18 protein-coding genes and 2 pseudogenes are annotated in these 19,301 nt (G+C 55.3%); 5 read left to right on the top strand and 15 right to left on the bottom strand.

Going from position 1 to position 19,301, the window contains the following annotated elements:
* Nucleotides 1-690: pseudogene (locus tag BDE40_RS18415) on the bottom strand (transposase); the annotation flags it as partial.
* A gap of 219 nt (nucleotides 691-909) precedes the next feature.
* Here BDE40_RS18415 and BDE40_RS18410 point away from each other — a divergent pair.
* Nucleotides 910-1,419, top strand: a pseudogene (locus BDE40_RS18410) (tyrosine-type recombinase/integrase).
* Between the two features lie 285 nt (nucleotides 1,420-1,704).
* On the opposite strand, the gene BDE40_RS11745 reads toward BDE40_RS18410, so the two are convergent.
* The 5 genes from BDE40_RS11745 to BDE40_RS11725 all read right to left on the bottom strand — a co-directional run bounded on the left by BDE40_RS11745 (nucleotide 1,705) and on the right by BDE40_RS11725 (nucleotide 7,642).
* Nucleotides 1,705-3,192, bottom strand: a complete 1,488-nt coding sequence (locus tag BDE40_RS11745; protein WP_134014700.1) for an AMP-binding protein — start codon at nucleotides 3,190-3,192, stop codon at nucleotides 1,705-1,707.
* Nucleotides 3,189-4,592 (bottom strand): acylating sulfoacetaldehyde dehydrogenase, encoded by a 1,404-nt coding sequence (sauS, locus tag BDE40_RS11740; protein ID WP_134014699.1) that lies wholly within the window; start codon nucleotides 4,590-4,592, stop codon nucleotides 3,189-3,191. The genes BDE40_RS11745 and sauS overlap by 4 nt, the downstream gene beginning before the upstream one ends.
* Before the next feature lie 61 nt (nucleotides 4,593-4,653).
* The gene (locus BDE40_RS11735; protein ID WP_134014698.1) at nucleotides 4,654-5,622 is read right to left on the bottom strand and encodes a tripartite tricarboxylate transporter substrate binding protein; all 969 of its coding nucleotides are present in this window, start codon (nucleotides 5,620-5,622) and stop codon (nucleotides 4,654-4,656) included.
* A gap of 44 nt (nucleotides 5,623-5,666) precedes the next feature.
* Complete coding sequence (locus BDE40_RS11730; protein ID WP_134014697.1) at nucleotides 5,667-6,134, bottom strand: tripartite tricarboxylate transporter TctB family protein; 468 nt, start codon at nucleotides 6,132-6,134, stop codon at nucleotides 5,667-5,669.
* A complete protein-coding gene (locus tag BDE40_RS11725) occupies nucleotides 6,131-7,642 on the bottom strand; it encodes a tripartite tricarboxylate transporter permease (protein WP_134014696.1) in 1,512 nt (503 codons plus the stop codon). The genes BDE40_RS11730 and BDE40_RS11725 overlap by 4 nt, the downstream gene beginning before the upstream one ends.
* 136 nt (nucleotides 7,643-7,778) lie before the next feature.
* Between BDE40_RS11725 and BDE40_RS11720 the strand changes: the two genes are divergently transcribed.
* Complete coding sequence (locus BDE40_RS11720; protein ID WP_246030431.1) at nucleotides 7,779-8,783, top strand: LacI family DNA-binding transcriptional regulator; 1,005 nt, start codon at nucleotides 7,779-7,781, stop codon at nucleotides 8,781-8,783.
* A 118-nt stretch (nucleotides 8,784-8,901) separates the two neighbouring features.
* Entirely contained in the window at nucleotides 8,902-9,930 is a 1,029-nt protein-coding gene (locus BDE40_RS11715) for a sterol desaturase family protein (protein WP_134014694.1), read from the top strand.
* Nucleotides 9,931-10,543: 613 nt separating this feature from the next.
* Here BDE40_RS11715 and BDE40_RS11710 read toward each other — a convergent pair.
* From BDE40_RS11710 to BDE40_RS11680, 8 genes are all read right to left on the bottom strand, one after another.
* Nucleotides 10,544-11,677, bottom strand: coding sequence for a Gfo/Idh/MocA family protein (locus BDE40_RS11710; protein ID WP_246030430.1), 1,134 nt, complete (start codon nucleotides 11,675-11,677; stop codon nucleotides 10,544-10,546).
* Nucleotides 11,677-12,129 (bottom strand): ThuA domain-containing protein, encoded by a 453-nt coding sequence (locus BDE40_RS11705; RefSeq protein WP_134014693.1) that lies wholly within the window; start codon nucleotides 12,127-12,129, stop codon nucleotides 11,677-11,679. Before BDE40_RS11705 ends, BDE40_RS11710 begins: the two co-directional genes overlap by 1 nt.
* Nucleotides 12,129-12,512 carry an aldehyde dehydrogenase family protein gene (locus BDE40_RS18295; RefSeq protein ID WP_211342425.1) on the bottom strand — a complete coding sequence of 128 codons (384 nt, stop codon included), beginning with the start codon at nucleotides 12,510-12,512 and terminating at the stop codon, nucleotides 12,129-12,131. The genes BDE40_RS11705 and BDE40_RS18295 overlap by 1 nt, the downstream gene beginning before the upstream one ends.
* Nucleotides 12,513-12,521: 9 nt before the next feature.
* Nucleotides 12,522-12,764: a hypothetical protein gene (locus tag BDE40_RS18290; protein WP_211342424.1), complete on the bottom strand. Its 243-nt coding sequence runs from the start codon at nucleotides 12,762-12,764 to the stop codon at nucleotides 12,522-12,524.
* A 521-nt stretch (nucleotides 12,765-13,285) separates the two neighbouring features.
* Nucleotides 13,286-14,434: an FAD-dependent oxidoreductase gene (locus BDE40_RS11695; protein WP_134014692.1), complete on the bottom strand. Its 1,149-nt coding sequence runs from the start codon at nucleotides 14,432-14,434 to the stop codon at nucleotides 13,286-13,288.
* 77 nt (nucleotides 14,435-14,511) lie between these two features.
* The gene (locus BDE40_RS11690) at nucleotides 14,512-14,958 is read right to left on the bottom strand and encodes an anthrone oxygenase family protein (protein WP_134014691.1); all 447 of its coding nucleotides are present in this window, start codon (nucleotides 14,956-14,958) and stop codon (nucleotides 14,512-14,514) included.
* A complete protein-coding gene (locus BDE40_RS11685) occupies nucleotides 14,955-15,506 on the bottom strand; it encodes a cytochrome b (protein ID WP_134014690.1) in 552 nt (183 codons plus the stop codon). Before BDE40_RS11685 ends, BDE40_RS11690 begins: the two co-directional genes overlap by 4 nt.
* A 31-nt stretch (nucleotides 15,507-15,537) precedes the next feature.
* On the bottom strand, nucleotides 15,538-16,023 hold the full coding sequence (locus BDE40_RS11680) for an EF-hand domain-containing protein (protein WP_134014689.1): 486 nt from the start codon (nucleotides 16,021-16,023) through the stop codon (nucleotides 15,538-15,540).
* 80 nt (nucleotides 16,024-16,103) lie between these two features.
* Here BDE40_RS11680 and BDE40_RS11675 point away from each other — a divergent pair, with 80 nt between their 5' ends.
* Nucleotides 16,104-16,544, top strand: coding sequence for a MarR family winged helix-turn-helix transcriptional regulator (locus BDE40_RS11675; protein ID WP_134014688.1), 441 nt, complete (start codon nucleotides 16,104-16,106; stop codon nucleotides 16,542-16,544).
* A gap of 274 nt (nucleotides 16,545-16,818) precedes the next feature.
* Here BDE40_RS11675 and BDE40_RS11670 read toward each other — a convergent pair whose 3' ends face one another.
* A complete protein-coding gene (locus BDE40_RS11670) occupies nucleotides 16,819-17,721 on the bottom strand; it encodes a LysR family transcriptional regulator (RefSeq protein ID WP_134014687.1) in 903 nt (300 codons plus the stop codon).
* 121 nt (nucleotides 17,722-17,842) lie between these two features.
* Here BDE40_RS11670 and xdhA point away from each other — a divergent pair, with 121 nt between their 5' ends.
* Complete coding sequence (xdhA, locus tag BDE40_RS11665) at nucleotides 17,843-19,300, top strand: xanthine dehydrogenase small subunit (protein WP_134014686.1); 1,458 nt, start codon at nucleotides 17,843-17,845, stop codon at nucleotides 19,298-19,300.
* Nucleotide 19,301 lies beyond the last annotated feature (1 nt).

Below are 19,301 nucleotides of genomic sequence, written 5' to 3'. Positions count from 1 at the left end.
TCAGGATCCGATAGGTTGAAGCCTCTGATACAAAGTAGCTCTCTTTGTCAGTGAACATCACGGCCAGCTCTCTCGGTGACAACTCTGTTTCCTTTGGCGCCAGCTTAACGATCTTGCGCCGTACAGTGTCGGGAATGCGGTTCCAGACATGCTTTGGCTTGGGAGATTGATCCTGCAGGCCAGCCTCACCGCGTTGAAGATACCGGTCGTACCAACGATAGAACGTGGTCCGTGGAATGCCGAGCTTACCCAAAGTCCGCCATGCTGACAGATGGCTTTCTTCAACCAGCCGAATGATTTCCAACTTCTCCGATGCGGGATACCTCATTCGTGGTCGCCCCCATCGCCTGTCACGCTTTTTTTGAGAAGACGGAGTTCAAGCGTCTGCTCTGCAACCACCTCTTTGAGATCCTTTGCCTCCCGCCGCAGTTCTTTCACCTCATCGGTGTTTGCAGCACGCGCCGTATCGCCGGCCAGCCGCTTCTTACCGGCTTCCATGAAGTCCTTCGACCACTTGTAGTAAATGCCCTGCGAGATGCCTTCACGGCGACACAGCTCAGCGATACTATCTTCCCCGCGCAGCCCGTCCAGCACAATCCTGATCTTCTCTTCAGATGAATACTGCTTGCGCGTAGCGCGTTTGATATCGTTGACGATCTTCTCGCCGGGACTCTTAGTTGTCTTTCTTATCGTCCAATCCTCAGTGGCTACGATGAGCAACAAACCCTCTCTTAGCAAATGACCCTATTTGGACCCATACGCCCTGACTTCAGACACAAATATTCGCTGCGTGCGCAAACCGCACTACCTATGCTGGACTGGAGCTAGGCTTGATGTCGCAATGCGGCGAAAGAAGCAATCGTTTGCTTGAATTTACTTGAACCGCGATTCAGATACTGAAGTTAGTTTATCAAACTATGGCAGCGCGATCTCGCATTGTTCAACGTCGCTATTGATAGCAAGTTGCGCGGCTGCGACTTGGTTAGGCTAACGGTCGGTGATCTTTTCAGCGAAAATAGCGTTCGCGATCGGGTGTCCGTTGTTCAATGCAAAACCAACAAGACTGTGCAGTTCGAACTGTCGGAAAACACGCGAGAAACTGTTACAATCTGGATCATGTCGCCCGAAATGATCGGATGCCAGTTTTTGTTTCCCAGCCGTTTTCACGATCGCCCACATATATCAACTTGCCAATAATGGCGTTTAATTCGGGGTGGGGTGGTTTCGATCGGCCTAGAACCCAATGGTTCTGGCACCCATTCTATACGCCGCACCAAGGTGGTCGAAATCTATCGCAAGACAGGGAATTTGCGTGCAGTTCAGCTTTTGCTCGGCCACACGAAGGTTGATAGCACAGTTCGGTCTTTGGGGGTCGAACTGGAGGACGCACGGAATTTTGCTGAACGGATCGACATTTAGTAAAGTTAGCGAACGGCTGATGCCGTTCGTCGGTTCGAAGTGGTTAAGATGCTGTGATACCTCGTGGGCCGCGAAACTCATTCTTTGAGTTTGGTTCTTGTGCCGCGAGCTCATGCAGCACAGAATTACCCTCGACTACTGAAATCCTGACGCCGGCACAGGGCGGAGAAACCAATCATTTACGTAATCAACGTGCGCATCAAGCGCTCAGGCTTCGAACCTAGTGAAATGTCGAGGTTTCGCGTGCAATGGATGCCAATCAACGCTGCCAACTCTAACCCCTAGTCAAAGCAGTTCAGCCAATTTCAGTCGTTGGATTTTCCCCGAAGGACCCTTTGGCAGCTCGTTTAGAATATGGACCTTTTCAGGTGATTTAAATGCACCAAGCCGTTCGATACACCTTGAAATAAGCTCTGCTTCGCTCAAAGTTGACCCGTCGATCAGCGCAACGGCGGCCTCGACACGTTCGCCATATTGCGGGCAAGGACGCGCGAATGCAGCTGCCTCTACGACATCGTTAAGACCATAAAGAACCTCGTCGATTTCGCGTGGGGCGATATTTTCACCACCTTTGATAATCAACTCCTTCAGGCGACCTGTCACAAAGACATATCCATCTGCGTCCATCCGGCCAAGATCGCCGGTGCGCAGCCAGTCGCCCGCAAAGGTGCCCGCTGTCGCCTGCGGGTTATGAAGATACTCACGCATGACATTTGGTCCACGTACAGCGATTTCCCCTTCGGTGTCGCGAGCGGCTTCGGTCAGTTGCGGAGTCATGATCTGCACTGAATTGCCATAGCCAACGCCGGGCGATCCGATTTTGCGCACACCGGGAGGCAAGGGGTTTGACAGAATTTGCGCCGCAGTTTCTGTGAGACCCATAGTTTCAATGATTGGCACTTCGAAACGGCCCTCGAATGCGGATTGGGTTTCAATTGCCAAAGCCGAGGACGCAGACCGTCCGAAACGCAAACGCGCGCGTGTCTTTCCATCTGGGTTTGACGAGCCGTGTAACAAATGGCTGATGATGGTGGGCACCACCGAGAACCAGGTGGCCTCACCAGCCTCGACCTGATCCCAAAACTTGCTTGCTGAAAAACGCGACACCATGGCAAGCGACCCGCCCGACACCAGCGCCCCGATCACTGTCACGCACAGCCCGTTGATGTGATAAATCGGCAGAACACAAAAACCGCGATCCTGCGGCGTCAGCGCATGGGCAACAGCTGTTGTCCAACCGCCTGCCAGAAGGCTTGCGTGACTGTGCACGACGCCCTTGGGTTTGCCGGTGGTGCCGGATGTGTACATCAGGAGGGCATGATCATCGGAATTGATATCATGCAAAATAGCGGGTGTCTGAATATTTTCGGCTTTGAGGGCTGTGACGCCATCTGGCGCAACTTTTGAAAATGTATCGGCTTGGGATGCGTGTACGAACGCAAACCGCGCGCCTGAATGGTCCAACGCGTAGGAAATCGCTGCGGGACCCGCAGCAAGGTTAATCATTGTGGCGCGAAATCCACCGTAGAGGGTCGCGTAGGTTGCGATCACACCTTCGCGGCCATTTGGCTGGACAATCGCAACGCTTTCGCCCTTTGCGACCCCCAAAGCCGTCAGAAATTCGGCGATTTGGCGCGCCTCATTGCGCAGGCTGCGCCAACCGAGCGTCTCACCGGTTTCAGGAAATACGATAGCGATCCCATCGCCTTCTGCGCGGGCATCCAACCAGTCGCGCACGGTTCCTACGGGTGGAGATGCTGGATCGAAAATCACTTGCCGACCTGTTTCCAATAATCGTCAAAGATATCCTCGACGGCTGGCTCACGGGCCGGAATTTCGCGCACGATTTTCGTGGATTGGATGAAGTGTTTCCAATGCAGGTTGTCATCGATCGAATTACCACCCCACGACCCGCAGCCCATGGACAATGAAAACGGCATTCCATTGGTGAAAGATCCGCCGGTGGCAAACGTATGGGCCTGATTGACTATCACGCGGCTGGTCGGGGTCGCCTTGGCGAGCGTTAGTGGACGGGTGTCATCATTGGTGTGAATGCCAACGGAATGCCCTGCACCCTGATGCAGCTGTACCTCTCGAGTGATGCCAACCGCGGCGTCAAAATCACGGGCGCGGTAAACTGTCAGGACACGGCTTAGTTTTTCGCCAGACAGAGGGAAATCAGAACCGATGCCTTTGGTTTCCACGGCGACGAACTGCGTTCCCTGTGGGACTTCGTCACTTAACCCAAGGGCGTCGATCATGGCGTCCGCATCTTGTGCAATGGCGCGTGGATTCAAATGACCTTTGACCCAAAGCGTGCCAGTCACCTTGCTGTCATCCGTGATCAATGCACCGCCGGCCTTTGCCAGCTCAGCGGTAAAGGCATCATAGATGTCATTGACCACAACGATAGAATTTTCCGAGCTACAGGAGGTGGCATTATCAAACGTCTTAGACGCTGCTATCTTTTGGGCCGCAGCCGTCAGGTCGGCCGTTTCATCCACGATGACACAGACATTGCCAGCCCCCACAGCCAATGCAGGCGTGCCGGACGTATAGGCACGTTTGACGTTGTTCTGGCTGCCCGTGACGACGATCAGATCGGAAATTTCAAGCAATCGTTGCGTTTTTTCCTTTGACCCACGGCCCGGAACCATCTGTACGAGGTCACGGTCCAGCCCGAGTTTGTCAAATTCGGCATGGATATACCCGATAAGGGTTTCGCATGTTGGCACGCCTTTGGGCGAGGGCGATACGACAATCGCGTTGCCGCATTTCAGAGCATTAATGATGTTGTTCGCGGGTGTGGCACCTGGGTTGGTGGAAGGAACCACAGCACCGATGACCCCTATGGCGCGCGCGATCTCGGTGATACCTGTGTCTTTGTCATCGCGGATCACGCCGAACGTCTTGGCGTCTGCAATGTCGCGCATCAGGCCCAGTGTCTTTCGATGGTTTTTTGTAATCTTGTCAGGAACGTTGCCAAGGCCCGTTGTTTCAACGGCCATTTTAGCAAGAATGCGATTTCGGTCCGGTTCCATGATAGCCCATGCAGCGGCTTGTGCTGCGCGGTCATATTTTTCCTGTGACCCGTTCGCCTCAAACGCGGCCTGTGCGGCGCGGGCGCGGGCGACGATAGTTTCGACTTCGGCGATGGGATCTTGAGTGTTCATGGGACATCCTTTGAGTGTGGCGGGGCGAAAATGCCGCCCCGCCTTTATGCCTGTCAGTGCCTTAGAGGTCGGCCAAAAGCGCCTCAAGCGTCACCTGACGCTGTGCCCACATTTCAAGAACTTCTTCACGGTTCATGATGTGCATGGGGGAACCGCCTGCTTCCATGCGGCTGGCAACGCGGCCGTTTTCGAACATTGTCGGAACGACAGCGGCGAGGTGGTCAATGATTGGCTGCGGCGTACCGGCAGGCACCATCACACCGCGATAGTTCACGGATGCGTTGTCGATCTCGTAGCCTTGCTCCATCATCGTTGGCACATCGTCGATGAACGCGTTGCGCTCAAGGTCGAACACGCCGAGGATTTTGACAGTGCCAGCTTCGCGCGCACGGAATGCGTCGGACAAGTTGTTCACACCGCCCAAAACTTCGCCCGCGATCACGGCGCGCATCGCACCAGCGCCACCAGCGTTGTTGGGGATATAGGCCAGTTCAACACCGGCGGCCTTTTCAAGCTGAAGTGCTGCAATGTGGTGGCCCACAAACAGACCAGCGCCAGAGAACGTCAACCCGCCGGGGTTATCTGTTGCGTAGGCAATGACGTCAGACATGGAGTTGAATTTGCTGTCTGCGGCAACAACGAAAACTGCAGGATCAGCGCCCCAGTTTGCAATCGGCTCGAAACTGTCGGTGGAATAATCGACACCGCCCTCGATGGACTGCGCGATAAAGTGCGGCACATTATAAGCGCCCAGTGTGTAACCGTCTGCTTCGGCCTGGGTCGCAAGCCAGTTCCAACCCACACGGCCACCCGCGCCGGATTTGTTCAGAATAGCGACTGGCATGTTCAAGGCGTCTTCGTTGCCTGCTGTCATTGTCACGATACGCGCCTGAAAGTCGGTCGCACCGCCAGCACCGTAGCTGACCATCAGCATGATCGGGCGTTCGGGGTAATCGCCGTGGCCGTCTGCCATCGCCGTGCCTGCCATCGCCGTGAGCGCGATAACCGCGCCTGCAATCCAATTTCTCATAGTTTCTCTCCCTTGGTTAGACCCTGAAGCTGCCTCCCGCTGATTCAGGAAAAAATCTCTCTCGGTGTGAATACATTCAGCAAGACCGCGAAGAGACCGTACATGACCGCTATGAAGCCAGCGGTGATTAGAACCCGTTTGATCCATGTCATGGGCGCGTTGTGGGGCGCGGGATCATAGATCGTCAGTAGAATGAAAAAGGCGATTGTTGTCGCCGTGTAGAACCCCAGTTCCTTGGCCGCCCAAAAAGCATAGATGAGCGTGACGATCAGGCCGGGCAGCATGTTGCGCATCTCGACACCGCTGATCCCTGCGCCGACTTTGCTACACCCCAGAACGGCTTTGACAAATGTCCAGATCGCGAGCACCGCAAACACCGATGAGATGAGGCGCGGAAAAACGAATGCGCCTGCCGGTTCCTGGGTAAAACTGGTGTAGGCCACCGTGATACCCACAGCTGAGATCAGGCCGGATGCAATAATGTGCTGGTTTCGCGGAAGATCGGTGCTCATGCTTGGGCATCCTCTTTTGTGGTATAGCGACGTTGGCGCAACTCCATCCAGATCGAATAGCCGATTGAGGCCACGACGATCAGGATCAGCAACCAGTTCAGCCATCCGGTGAAGAAATAGGCCATCTGCCCAACGGTGGCATTGGCGATCATCGCGCCTTGCATAAAGTTGGCTTCTGCGATGGGTCCAAGGATCAGACCAAGGACAAGCGGGGCTGCCGAAAAGCCGAACCGTTCAAGGAAGAACATGCCAAGCCCGAGGGACGCCATAACATAAACATCCCCCATGGAATGCTGGACCGAATAGCTGCCAAATACAGCAAGCCCCAGAACCACAGCGGCCATCACAGCCGGCGGGACCCGGGCAACGTTTGCAGCCCATCCCGCAATCAACAGGCCAAACACGCACATCAGAATTTGCCCGATCAGCATGGAATTGATGAACGGCCAGACGACTTGCGGGTATTGCGTGAACAGGGTCGGACCGGGGAAAATGCCGTGGATCAGGAGGCCGCCAAGGAGAACCGCCGCAGTGGGAGAACCAGGAATGGAGAGCGTCAACAACGGCACCAAGGACGGGCCGACCATCGCGTTGTTCGCACTTTCTGCGGCGATCACGCCTTCGGGGTGGCCGGTGCCGAACTTCGCGCTTTCAGAGCTCATCTTTTTGGATTGATCATAGGCCACAAGACCCGCGATCTGGCCGCCCACACCAGGGATCAAGCCAATGACCGACCCGATGGCCGTACCGATAGCCAGCGCGCGTTTGCGGCTGAAAATTTCGTTGAACGCTTTGCCAATCGGGTGGTGTTGAACGACGATGATTTCGGCATCCGTTCCTTTAGGTCCCTTGGCAAACATCGTGATAACCTGCGGGATCGCAAACAACCCGATTAGCGCGGGGATCACATTGATCCCGCCACTGACAGACGAATGGAAGATAAACCGCTGCGCACCCATGATGTCGTCAAACCCGATTGTCGCAAGCCACAAACCAATGCAGCCTGACAGCAGGCCCTTGACGACTGAACTTGAATCCAGTGTTCCGATGACAGTAACACCGAGGATCGCCAGCCAAAACAGCTCTGACGGACCAAACGCGAGCGCCCATTGCGCCAGAACAGGTGTCAAAAATATCAGGAGAAAGACGCCAAAAAGCCCGCCAATAGCCGACGCGATGAACGACAGTTGCAACGCTTTCGCCCCTTCGCCCTTCTGCGCCATCGTATGACCATCCAGCGTGGTGGCGATATTGGCCGGTGCGCCAGGAATTTTTAACAGAATGGCACTGACCGCGCCGCCTGCCACAGTGGACGTATAGGCGGCACCAAGCAAAATAAGCCCCTGTTGCGGTTCAAGCTTGAACGTAAAGGGGATCATCAATGCGACCGTCATGGTGGGTGACAGACCAGGCGTGGCCCCAAGGATCAGCCCCCCGATGGTGCCAAGCAAGAGCAGTCCGAAATTGATCGGCGTGAATACGTCGCCCATGTAGAACAGAAATTCCAAGCGCCAAGATCTCCAAACTTGAATATTGACTAACCAAGTTAAGTAATGAAAATAGTTTTGCAAATGTTTTCATAATTTGGTCATTCTGGGTATTTAAGTGACTGAGAAAAAACAACGAAAAGCTGATATTGTGAGTGTGGCGAAAGCTGCAAAGGTCTCGGCTTCCACAGTGTCGCGCTATTTCAATCACCCGGAACTTTTGAAGTCGGACACCCGCAAAAGGATCGATTCTGCTGTGCGGCGGACGGGATATATTCGCAACCGTGCTGCCCAAACGATCCATGGCATCCGCAGTGGGACAATCGGTGTGCTTGTCCCAACGCTGGACCATGCGATCTTTGCAGAGGTCGTGCAGGCGTTCTCGGACGAGGTCGCCAAACAGGGCTTTACGATTTTATTGGCGTCCCACGGGTATGACCCGCAGCGCGAATACGCGATTCTGCGCAAAATGCTAGAACATCGCGTTGACGGGATCGTTCTGACAGGGCTGGATCACGATGAAGCGGTGTTTCAATTGATCGATGAGCAGGAGATCCCGACGGTCCTCATGTGGAATTATTCACAGACCGCGCGCTATCCTTGTGTTGGGACAGACAATGAACTGGCAGGGGAGCTGATCGCGAAACATGTTTTGGACCTCGGACATCGTGACATCGCATGCATGTTGCCACCTGTGATCGGGAATGATCGGGCAAATGCGCGGCATACAGGCGTGATGCGAACATTGAATGCAGCAGGTATTTCAGTGTGCCCAGAATGGCAGTTGACCACTGTGTACAGTATTTCTGCGTCCAAGAGGGACACGATTGACCTTTTAAGCAAAGACATTCGCCCGACGGCCATCATCTGCGGTAACGACATTCTGGCGACGGGGGCCATCTATGGCGCAACCGCGGCGGGCCTGTCTGTGCCAGATGACGTGTCGGTCACGGGGATCGGTGATTTCAAAGGTGCCAGTGAAATCGAACCTTCTCTCACGACGGTCCGCATCCCCGCAAAGCGCATTGGTCGTGAAACGGGCCGCACGCTTGCCTCAGCCATTATCACACCAGAATCCACAAAATCAGGGCTGCACTGCACACCAGAATTGCTCAAACGGTCTTCGGCTGGACGACTGCTAGACCGGAGCCTCAATTTCTAACCTGCATAATTTCGCGTGGCGAATGTCGCAATCGGTACTGCGTGGAAACTTGCTGTGGGCTAGAAATATTTCTGAGGCGCTCCATCGGCGGTGCCCGTTCCATTGTTGAGGCGTCAGTATGGCATCTACAGACACACCTACCAAGGAAGCTGAGCCTGACAGCAAAAACGTGGGCCCGATGAGCCGCGAATGGCATTGGCATCCCGAACTGCCGGTCAAATATGCGCCCTATTGGCTCTGGCCCGCGCAGCCCCGTCGCCTAGCAAAATGGGTTTGGCAGAATTGGCTACAGTTCTCGGACCGCTCGATCTTTCTCGCGTTGGCGTTTCTGGTCGCCTTTTGGGTGCAGCCAGTGGGGCAAGAACAAACCAGCTTTTCCTTGGGCTGGGTCGCGTGGGTGTTCCTGCGCAACTGGCTTTTGCTTTTGATCGTCGCTGGCGGTCTGCACCACTGGTTCTACGGTATTGACGGTCAAGGCAAGTTGCTCAAATACGACCCACGTCCCTATTCTAAACGCAAGAACGCGTTGTTCAAATTTGACTACCAGACGTGGGACAATGTCTACCATTCAATGGTGTTTGGCGCGACAATCCTGTCGCTGTTCGAATGTTTCTTAAGGTGGTCCTATGCCAGCGGGCTGATAACCACGCTTAGCTTTAGCGCGCACCCGATCTGGTTTGTTCTGATGTTTGCGCTGCTGGCACTTTGGCAAAGCTTGCACTTCTATGTTGTACACCTCGTCCTGCATCAGCCCTTCATCTACAGACACGTGCACGCGGTGCATCATCGCAACGTCAACACGGGACCATGGTCGGGGATGTCGATGCACCCGATTGAAGTCATGGCCTATCTCAGCGCAATCCTGACCGTGCTGATCCTACCCAGCCACCCCGTCCATATGTTATTTTTGGGCTATTGGCTTATGCTCGGCGCGGCTTCGTCCCATTCGGGCTACGAAGCCATCTGGGCCAAGGACCGTCAGGCGCTGCTGTTGGGGGCTTTTTTCCATCAACTGCATCACCGCTATTATGAATGCAACTACGGCAACGCGGAAATGCCTTGGGACAAGTGGTTCGGAACCTTTCATGATGGATCCGAAGAAGCGACCCGCAGCACGCGGGACCGTAAACGGACAATGCATAGCTGAATAATTCGACGCGGTAGTCTTGTGTGGCGGGATTGAGGGGCAAATTTTTTAGTGAGTGATGCGCCAAAGTGGGTGTTGGTCAGAAATACCGGAAGACCTAACTCATGGCGACGGGATCTAAGAGCCGGCGTGGAGCAATATGGTGTTTGTTGATTGCCATATTGAAGGGTTCCGAATGGCTGCTTTGGTGAATTCTCTGAGCTGCGGACTGCTAGTTGCCACGAGTTCGAAGAAATGCCGCGTTAGCAATAGCCACATCTGCAAGAGTCGGCTTTGTCCCGCATTTTTCTCTTCAAACGTTACGCAGCAAGCGGCGTCACTTCCGGATCCGGACATTCGTGGCTCGCGCGGCGAAGGTGATTGGAGAGCCCACAGGAGACCAACAAAAATCTTCGCTGCGTGCGCTCGCAGCACGGATTATGCTGCAAGGGCTAAGAACTCGTTGTCGCAACGCGGCGTGAAGACCGGCCATTCATACAAAGTGCAGCGAGAACGAAACGCTCAAAGATCGAGTCGCGGGACAATGCCGCTACTCGGATCAATGTGCACGAGGTCCGCTTCTTTCCAATTGCAGCTATTCATAACAACTGAAGGTTCCGCAAAGACGCGCTTGTTACGATTTGGAATTTCGCTTGATCCAGGTTCCATTGGATTGGGAGCTCGAAATACAGGCTTGTATGAACCACATCCCATCCAGACCTGCCTTAATCCCCGGCAGCAAAACGCCATCGGACACTCCGCTGATGACATCCGCCGCGTCCGAATAGAGGTTCGCGAACCCCTCAAGGTAGCCCTCGGGATGGCCCGGTGGAATACGGGTCCAATCGCCAGCGCGATCCCCTACGCCGGCTCCGCCACGGGTGAATGTTTGGGTTGGCTCTCCAAAGGCTGTAAAGGTTAATCTGTTGGGGTTTTCTTGATCCCATTCGAGGCCGCCCTTTTCACCGTAAATGCGCAACCTAAGACCGTTTTCACGCCCCACCGCAACTTGCGATGCCCAAAGCATGCCGCGCGCGCCGTTTTCCAGGCGCAGCATAATATGAGCATTGTCATCGACCTGACGACCCGTTCCAAATGAATGAAGATCGGCGCTAAGAGATTCTGCGCCGAGCCCTGTCACGAACGTGAGAAGATTGAAGGCATGCGTCCCAATGTCGCCAATCGCGCCTCCCTCACCGGACCGTACAGGATCTGTACGCCAGCTCGCTTGTTTTTGCCCGCTGTCCTCAATGGTTTCGGTCAACCAGTCTTGCACATATTCGGCCTGCACGGCGCGAATGGCGCCCAGATCACCACGCGCAATCATCTCACGGGCGTGGCGGATCAGCGGATAGCCGTTGTAATTGTGGGTCAGAATGAAACGCGCCTTTGACACGGATACAGCCGCCTCAATTGCGTTTGCTTCTTCGGCAGAGGCACACAACGGTTTATCACAAATGACATTGATGCCTGCCTCAAGAAACGCGATGATCGGTCCAGAGTGGACGTGGTTTGGCGCCACAATGGACACTGCGTCGATGCCATCATCTTGCGCAGCCTCTGCCGTGGCCATTTCGTCAAAATTTGCATAGCTACGATCGGCGGCAATGCCCAGTTCATCCGCAGACACTGCGGCACGTTCTAGATCGGACGCCAGCGCACCCGCGACCAGTTCAAACCGATCATCAATGCGTGATGCGATCCGATGAACACCGCCGATAAATGCACCCTGTCTGCCACCTAGCATTCCAAGTTTCAGACGGTTCATCAACGAAACCCTTCTTCGCCGTCAGCATGCAGTTTTGGGCCACGTGCCGTAAGTGGTTCAAGCGCAGATTCAACTGGCACGTTTGGGGCGTCATGGACATCTTTGATGCGGGCTTCTGGATTGTGGGCCCATTTGACGGCATTGCGAAGCACAGTCTTCACGTTGCTGTCGTAATATGTCGGATAGATTTCATGGCCTGGGCGGAAGTAAAATACGTTTCCTGCACCGCGCTTATAGGTCAGGCCGGAGAGGAAGACCTCTCCGCTCTGAAACCAGCTTATGAATACTGTTTCGAGGGGTTCGGGAACACCAAACGGCTCGCCATACATTTCCTCTTGCTCCAGCTCGAAATGATCGGGCAACCAGCGCGCAATCGGGTGCCGTCGGGGCGTCACCCACAGCCATTCACGCTCCCCTGCTTCGCGCCAAGTCAGATTGCACGGTGTACTCATCAGTCGTTTGATTCGGAAATTAACGGTGTACCTGTAGCAGACATGATTGCTTGAGCAGTGCCGGTGCCGCCGGTGAAGTAGATTTCGGACAGGCGCGGATCAACTGTCAGGTCAAGACTTTGGTCCGAGGCGCAGAAGCTCAGCACGCCGTGATCGATCAATGGCTGCATGATCTTGGCCCAAACGGCGTCCGTCTCTTCATTTAGGTGATGCGGTTTGTGAACCACGGCGCAGTTCTCAAAGAACATCGCCTTCATCATTTCAAGAGATGAAGAATAGTTTCCGGCACCCAGGACAGCAATGATCCCGGCGGGCTTGTCCATCGGATTGACCTGTTTCGGCTCTCCCTTCACGCGGATGCGGCCCGAGCGGTCGGCATACATCAGCTTGTCTTAACGGGCTTGAGGGAAGACATAGATGTCGTAGAGATCGTCGCCGATCTTTTCGACCTTAATTGGCTGAAGCATCTTGCCGTCGATAATTGACTTGTAGAGGTCGATAGCAGCGGTCAACGTGTTCGCCATAGGCACAACGGTTACCACTTTGGACACAGGATCTGAATACAAAACGTCGTCCAGAATACCGTTCTTCATCTTGCTATCGGCGGCGGCCAGATCGTCGCCGAAGCGCTTCATGTTTTCGCGTACCACCTCCAGCAAATGCAAGCGGTCTATCGGGTCGGTGTTCGCCCACTTTTTCGGATCAAGCTGGTCGATGGCTTCCTTGGCTTTAATAGTACATCCTCCTGAACAGCGTTTGTCTTTACGCTTATGCGGAGCGTCGTTCTCCGCCTTTTCTATGAGGGGTAACTAGCGTGTATCAGAGCGGAAAGAATTGGCAGGACATGCCAATCCATTGGCAGAACGCGCCATGCTCCGGGCCGTGCCTGCATCAACTCCAGTCGGCATTACCAAGGCCAAAGGACGGGGGGTCTCGAGCCCAAATTTTGGGTGCGCAAGTCAAGGCTGTCAAAGCCCCGACACCGGGAAACCGATGTCGATATGGTCCGAACCAGCATTTGGGAAAACATGCGGAAAGGACGGCGCGAGTGCTGATCAAATCCCAGCTGTGGCACGTTCGAACTGCGGCTATGCATTCGACGATCTTGATGGACCGGCCTCACAACCAGAGTGGCTGGGAGACCGGACTTTCACCGCTAGTACCCGGAGAACTGCTCGAACCTCATGTCGCTCCTGTCAATCTCCGCTGCGCCGAGCAATTCACCCATGGCTTTGACAAATGTGCTGGGTCCCACACTGTAGTAGATTGGTCCGTTAAGGTTCGTTAGGTGCCGGGCCAGCATTGCCGCATCGATACGACCGGCCTCACCGGACCAATCGTCGCTGTTCATGGTGTCAGTCATTGTTGCAACCAAGTTGAAGTTTGGGTTGGAGGCTGCAATCTCCTGCAACTCGTTCAGCATTGCGGCATCTGCAAAAGTCCGATTGGAATAGAACAGTGTTATCTTGTTCGGCAGGTTGGCATACATGGCGTGGCGGATCATCGACAGGAAGGGCGTGATACCGATGCCGCCCGCGAGCAATACGGCGGGGCGGGTTGAATCTTCATCGAGAGTGAAGGTCCCCATCGGTCCGGCCAATTGCAAGTCCGACCCTACCGGCATGGTGTTCAACGCTTGCTTGAACGCGCTGTCACGCACACGGGTGATCACCATTAAGTCAACCTCATGGGGCGCGCTGGCAATGGAGAGGATGCGGGAGACACCACCGGCATCATTCTCGATGCCAGACGGGAGTGTCAGTCGGATTGCCTGGCCGGGCTTGTAGGTGAACCCCGTAGGCTTCGCGATGCGCACAGCGATGGTATCCTTCGCAACCACTTCTCGGCCAATGAGCTGCGACTGATTTGTGTGTTGGTTGCGACCCGTCAGTCGAATGCCGTCTCGGGCATTCAACGCCATCAATGTGATGTTGGTTGCCCCGGCAATGAGCTCGATGCTCTGCAAGACATAGAACCATGTGTCGAAAGTGCCTGCAGAGGCCCTGGATTCAAGAACGAAGGCCATCGGGAGCAGAACAAGCAACCCGTTGGCCGCGATGATTGGCATGCGTTTCTTCTTGGCGGAGATGCGTTGATCCGTTCGGCCAGCCCCCAGCGAAGCGCCGGACGCACCGACAATGGCCATGGCCGGAACTAGAATGAACATGCCCTTAAGGATAAGGCCCTTCACCATCGCGATAGTTTCGTGGGATCCGAACAGTTCGGAGAGGATCGTCGACGTCCAGAAGGAAAGGATCATAAGCAGGCCAATACCGCCTGCGATGGCATGGATACGCGTCTTCATGGGGTGATCCTTTCATGATCAAATTGTGAGGCCGGGGTCGACATGTGGTTCAAGCCTATGCACCTGGCGCGAGGACGTCAGACCTTGATCGCGACGCACCCGAGTATGGCAGCTGCCATGGCAAGACCGATCCGAAGGTTGTGGATCGTAAGCCATTGATTCAATTTGACGGCGACGTTCGCCCCGTCCATTGCGCCACTTGCGAACGCAGTATTGGATGGCACAAAATATGCAAAAGTCAGCACAGCGACGACCAACACACACAAGCCGCTCGCCAGCCAGTACTTGAGCTCGGCAGTGCCCCAGGAAAGCCAAATCGAGCCAATCAGGCCGATAAGTGTTGGCAGAACTAACAGCGGGATGGTTTTGGAGGCGAACTGATTGTTTGCCGCAAACCAGTCCAGGAAATCTCCAGACGGCAGGCTGCGCCAATAGCCGCCGAGCGTGACACCAATTGAGAGCATAACACCCGAGAACCCGGCGGCTCCACAGATCGCGAGGATATTGAAGACTGCTTTCATCATTTCTCAGTTCCTGTGTCGGTCGATCCAAACCACATGCGCCAGATCAGCCCGTCTTTCTTGATGAACTGGTGATAGAGAGCCGCGCCAGCATGAAGCACAAAGAGGGCCACCATCAGTCGTGCTCCAAGGCCATGCGGAATGCGGGGTGGGTAATCCGCGAAGTTAGGGAGGGGGCCCGGACCGGCGCCGAAGACAATATCGCCAGCGCCTGATAAAACGAAGAGCCCGATGCCGCTGGCCCCCATTCCTAGGATGACGATGTAAAAAAGGACGTGGACCGCTTTAGCCAAAAAAGTCTGCCATGCCGGATCATCCCCAGACGGTTCTGGCTTTTGATCCACGCGCCACCACCAGAACAAGCGCAACAGCGTCAGCAAAAGGATGGTCGCGCCCAATGGTGCATGGATCATCAGGATCGCTTCCTTTGCGGCGCTATCCGTGAGTGATGTCGCCCGAAACCCCGAACCGAGCAAAACAAGGATGAGGATGGCGCTCACCCAGTGAATGGTGACGGCAACCGATCCGTATTTGGTTGGTGTGCTCTTCATGGAACCGACCTCATATGTGAGAGAATTGGACTTACTGGCTAGTGATCGCGGCGCGATAGGCGACGTTGATGATGTAACCGCTCAGAAACTCGTCCTGGGTCAGGAAGGCATCATCATCGACGTCAGCGCGGCGGAAATCCCAGACCATCGATTTATGATATTCCCGGCGTTCGATCTCGCCATCCGCATCATGATCCCAAATGGCGAAGATTATGCTCTGGGCTGTTTCATACGCGCGTTCCTGTCCACTATCAGCGGCGATAAAGTTGAAGCCAAAGTCCCAAGCTGTGAACTCCTCTCGGCTAACTGATCCACTTTCATCGGAATCCATCGACACAAAGATGTCTCGACCGAAATTTACGAACTCACCCATATCGATTGCACCCTTTGGATGTTCTTCGATGGAGCCAAAGACAAGCTCTGCAAGATCGCGCCCGGGTGTGTTCACTTTTGATTGTGCCAGTGCCGGACCAGATAGGGCGAGAAGCAGGGCACAGGTTGTTGTTAGCGATTTCATTTCGATATTCCTTCTGATTCGAATTGCATAGCATGCTATATAATATTACATAGCATGCGATGCAATGCTAAAAGCCACCCATGGAATTTGATCGCATGACCTCCGCTGGCTATCTCGTTAACCACATGGCCCGGCTTTTTGCCGACGAGCTTCGCAAGCGTATCGCTCCGTTAGGGATTGTTCCTGGCCAGTTCCCCGCGCTTTTGGTGTTGTGGGAAAAGGATGGCCTCACGCAGAAGGAACTCCTGGCGCTTCTCGATATCGAACAGGCGACGCTTGCCAATACGCTGACGAGAATGGAACGGGACGGCCTTATTGTTCGTAGAGAACATCCGGCTGACGCCAGAGCCCGTACGATCCATTTAAGTGAGAAGGCACGTGCTATTCGAGACTCGGCTTACGAGGCGGCGAAGGAGACAAATGAAGAGGCTTTATCCGGGCTCACGGACGGCGAACGACAAAGTTTCTTGGATTGCATGAGCAGGACAATAACGGCGCTGCAGGAAGGCGGATCATCCTAGCGGCCAACCAAAAAACAGACCTTAGGGCGTTTGCAGCGAATTCACGCTAGGTCTTACGACTTGATGTTTCGACAACAAGTAGATCGTGCAAGTTCGGCGAAAGTCCGCAATGACGGGCCGCGCCGCAGCATGTGAAACTCGTGGCCAATGTCGGCAATAGGCCGTTTGCAGCAGGGTAGGTCGCCGAATTCGTATTCCACATCGTATCCAAGGAAGTCGTACTACGATTGCACGGCGTATGACCGTTCAGAGCCCAAGAGAGGCCTCGCTGCATTTATGTCAGGGACAGCTTCTCACGGCAGCGCCCAAGTACGAAATCTATGAAAAGACGGACTTTATTGTCTTGAAGGCGCCGGTGCGGATAGAGGCATCCAAACATCGCGGGTTCGGGCGGTGTTTCGGGCAGCACCTCGACAAGCGCACCACTTTTGAGGTGTTCGACGACATCGAAACGCGGCTTGTTGATGATGCCACGGTTTGCGCAAGCCCACCCAGTCAAAACGTCTCCGTCATCGGAATCGTAGCTGCCAGAGACGTCCATCCGCATGGGTCCCTCCGACGTTGACAACGTCCAGAACCATTCGGGCGATCGAGGGTAGCGCAGAAGTAGGCAGTTGTGGCGCTTCAGATCATCGGGGGTCTGGGGAACGCCGTGTTTTTCAAGATAGGAGGGCGCGGCGCAGAGGATTCTCGGAGTGTCCATAATTTTGCGCAATTTCAGATTTGAATCCGGTGGCTGGCCGATAAATAACGCCACATCAAGCCCGTCTTCCAACAAATCCACCTTGCGGTCTGACAGACGCAGTCGCACCGACACATCCGGATACATGTCGACGAACTCGGGAATGAGCGGGGCGACCAAACGCTTGCCGACGCCAAGCGGCGCTGTCACTTGTATAGTGCCGTGCGGTTGCTCGGAATAGCCAGAGATCGCGGCCTCGGCGTCCTCCAGAGATTGCACGACTTGGCGGGCGTGGTCGTAGAAGGTCTGGCCGACGTCCGTTGGCGACAGTTTGCGTGTCGTGCGGTTGAACAGGCGCACATCCAACCGTCGCTCAAGTTCTTTGATGCGCTTGCTCGCCACCGCTGGTGTTAAGCGCAGGTCGCGTCCACCGGCAGTGATGCTGCCGAGTTCGACCACCCTCACGAACACTCTCAGGCTTTCTAGGTAAGGCATAGGATCTCCGATTATCTACGAATCGTTGAAAGAGCGTACCTGAATGCGCCGTATTTCGGGATAGATATCTGCGCCATAAAGAATGAGATCGCAGAATCCCGACTGCGGCAAGGGAGGAAATATGACAAGCAGATCCGAAATACGCTTCGTGCTGAACGATCGTGACGTGACACTGGATGCGGTGGGCGCCAGTGACACTTTGCTGGATTTCCTGCGGATTGATCGCCGTTTGACAGGGACCAAGGAAGGCTGCGCCGAGGGCGACTGCGGCGCGTGCACGGTTCTTGTGGGACGGCTGCAAGATGGCGTCTTGCGCTACGAGCCCGTGAACGCTTGCATCCGCCTAACGGCATCACTCGACGCCTGTCACGTCGTTTCCATTGAGTACCTGTCCGGCACGAACGGGAAGTTGCATCCGGTGCAGCAGGCGATGGTTGACCACCACGGCAGTCAGTGCGGGTTCTGCACACCGGGTTTTGTGATGTCGCTTTATGCGCTCTGGATGGGGAACCCCGAACCGACCGAGACCGAGATCGAAACCGCGCTTCAGGGCAACTTGTGCCGCTGCACCGGATACGAGCCGATAATCAAGGCCGCGAAAGCGGTGACAACCCACGGCGGTCCGGCCGATGACGCGTTGACACGGGAACGGGCGACCATGACTGCTAAGTTGACGCAGTTGCGCGACGGCCGACGGGTCGATGTGTCGAGCGGCAGCAGCCGCTGCATCCTGCCAGCATCGGTTGATGATCTGGCCGAGGTCCTGCTGGAGACCCCTGATGCGACGATCGTCGCGGGGGCCACGGATGTGGGCCTTTGGGTGACGAAGTTCCTGCGCGATATATCTCCGGTCGTGTTCTTGAGTCATCTGGACGAGCTGCGCCAACTCGACGTCACCGAAGACGCGATCAATTTCGGCGCGGGTGTGAGTTATACCGACAGCCGTGCCGCGATGTCTGACGATTACCCGCATCTTGCCGCATTCTGGGACCGGATCGCCGGCTGGCAGATCCGCAGCATGGGATCGATCGGCGGCAATATCGCCAACGGATCGCCCATCGGCGACACGCCACCGGTGCTGATCGCCCTTGGTGCTTCGATCACCCTGCGCAAAGGGACTGCCCGCCGGGCCATCCCGATTGAGGATTTCTTCATTGACTACGGCAAGCAGGACATCTCAAAGGGCGAGTTTCTGGAAAGCATCAGCGTCCCGCGCCCTGCCAAGAACACCATTCACGCGGCCTACAAGATCTCCAAACGTCGCGACGAAGATATCTCGTCCGTGTGTGCCGCGTTCAATGTCACCGTTGAGGACGGCACGATCACCGCCGCTCGGATAGCATTCGGCGGCATGGCCGCGACACCGAAGCGGGCCGCACATGCCGAAGCAGCACTTGTGGGCGCAGCATGGAGCGAGGCGGCGCTGATCGCAGCCGCCGCGCAATTGGGTGAGGATTTCACCCCGTTGAGCGATTGGCGCGCGTCGTCCGATTACCGCCTGCAAGTGTCGAAGAACCTGTTCCGCAAATTTTGGCTGGACCAGCAAGGCGACGCCACAACCAACCGCCTCAGTGCGTAAG

Source organism: Litoreibacter halocynthiae, assembly GCF_004365635.1.
Classification (GTDB): domain Bacteria; phylum Pseudomonadota; class Alphaproteobacteria; order Rhodobacterales; family Rhodobacteraceae; genus Litoreibacter; species Litoreibacter halocynthiae.
The sequence above is the reverse complement of the archived record's forward strand: the minus strand, read 5'-3'. Positions and strand labels throughout refer to the sequence as shown.

Coding starts and splice junctions, on each gene's coding strand:
- sauS (WP_134014699.1), bottom strand. CDS start 4,592: ATGAACACTCAAGATCCCATCGCCGAAGTCGAAACTATCGTCGCCCGC.
- BDE40_RS11735 (WP_134014698.1), bottom strand. CDS start 5,622: ATGAGAAATTGGATTGCAGGCGCGGTTATCGCGCTCACGGCGATGGCA.
- BDE40_RS11730 (WP_134014697.1), bottom strand. CDS start 6,134: ATGAGCACCGATCTTCCGCGAAACCAGCACATTATTGCATCCGGCCTG.
- BDE40_RS11715 (WP_134014694.1), top strand. CDS start 8,902: ATGGCATCTACAGACACACCTACCAAGGAAGCTGAGCCTGACAGCAAA.
- BDE40_RS11710 (WP_246030430.1), bottom strand. CDS start 11,677: ATGAACCGTCTGAAACTTGGAATGCTAGGTGGCAGACAGGGTGCATTT.
- BDE40_RS11705 (WP_134014693.1), bottom strand. CDS start 12,129: ATGAGTACACCGTGCAATCTGACTTGGCGCGAAGCAGGGGAGCGTGAA.
- BDE40_RS18295 (WP_211342425.1), bottom strand. CDS start 12,512: ATGTATGCCGACCGCTCGGGCCGCATCCGCGTGAAGGGAGAGCCGAAA.
- BDE40_RS18290 (WP_211342424.1), bottom strand. CDS start 12,764: ATGAAGCGCTTCGGCGACGATCTGGCCGCCGCCGATAGCAAGATGAAG.
- BDE40_RS11695 (WP_134014692.1), bottom strand. CDS start 14,434: ATGAAGACGCGTATCCATGCCATCGCAGGCGGTATTGGCCTGCTTATG.
- BDE40_RS11690 (WP_134014691.1), bottom strand. CDS start 14,958: ATGATGAAAGCAGTCTTCAATATCCTCGCGATCTGTGGAGCCGCCGGG.
- BDE40_RS11685 (WP_134014690.1), bottom strand. CDS start 15,506: ATGAAGAGCACACCAACCAAATACGGATCGGTTGCCGTCACCATTCAC.
- BDE40_RS11680 (WP_134014689.1), bottom strand. CDS start 16,023: ATGAAATCGCTAACAACAACCTGTGCCCTGCTTCTCGCCCTATCTGGT.
- BDE40_RS11675 (WP_134014688.1), top strand. CDS start 16,104: ATGGAATTTGATCGCATGACCTCCGCTGGCTATCTCGTTAACCACATG.
- BDE40_RS11670 (WP_134014687.1), bottom strand. CDS start 17,721: ATGCCTTACCTAGAAAGCCTGAGAGTGTTCGTGAGGGTGGTCGAACTC.
- xdhA (WP_134014686.1), top strand. CDS start 17,843: ATGACAAGCAGATCCGAAATACGCTTCGTGCTGAACGATCGTGACGTG.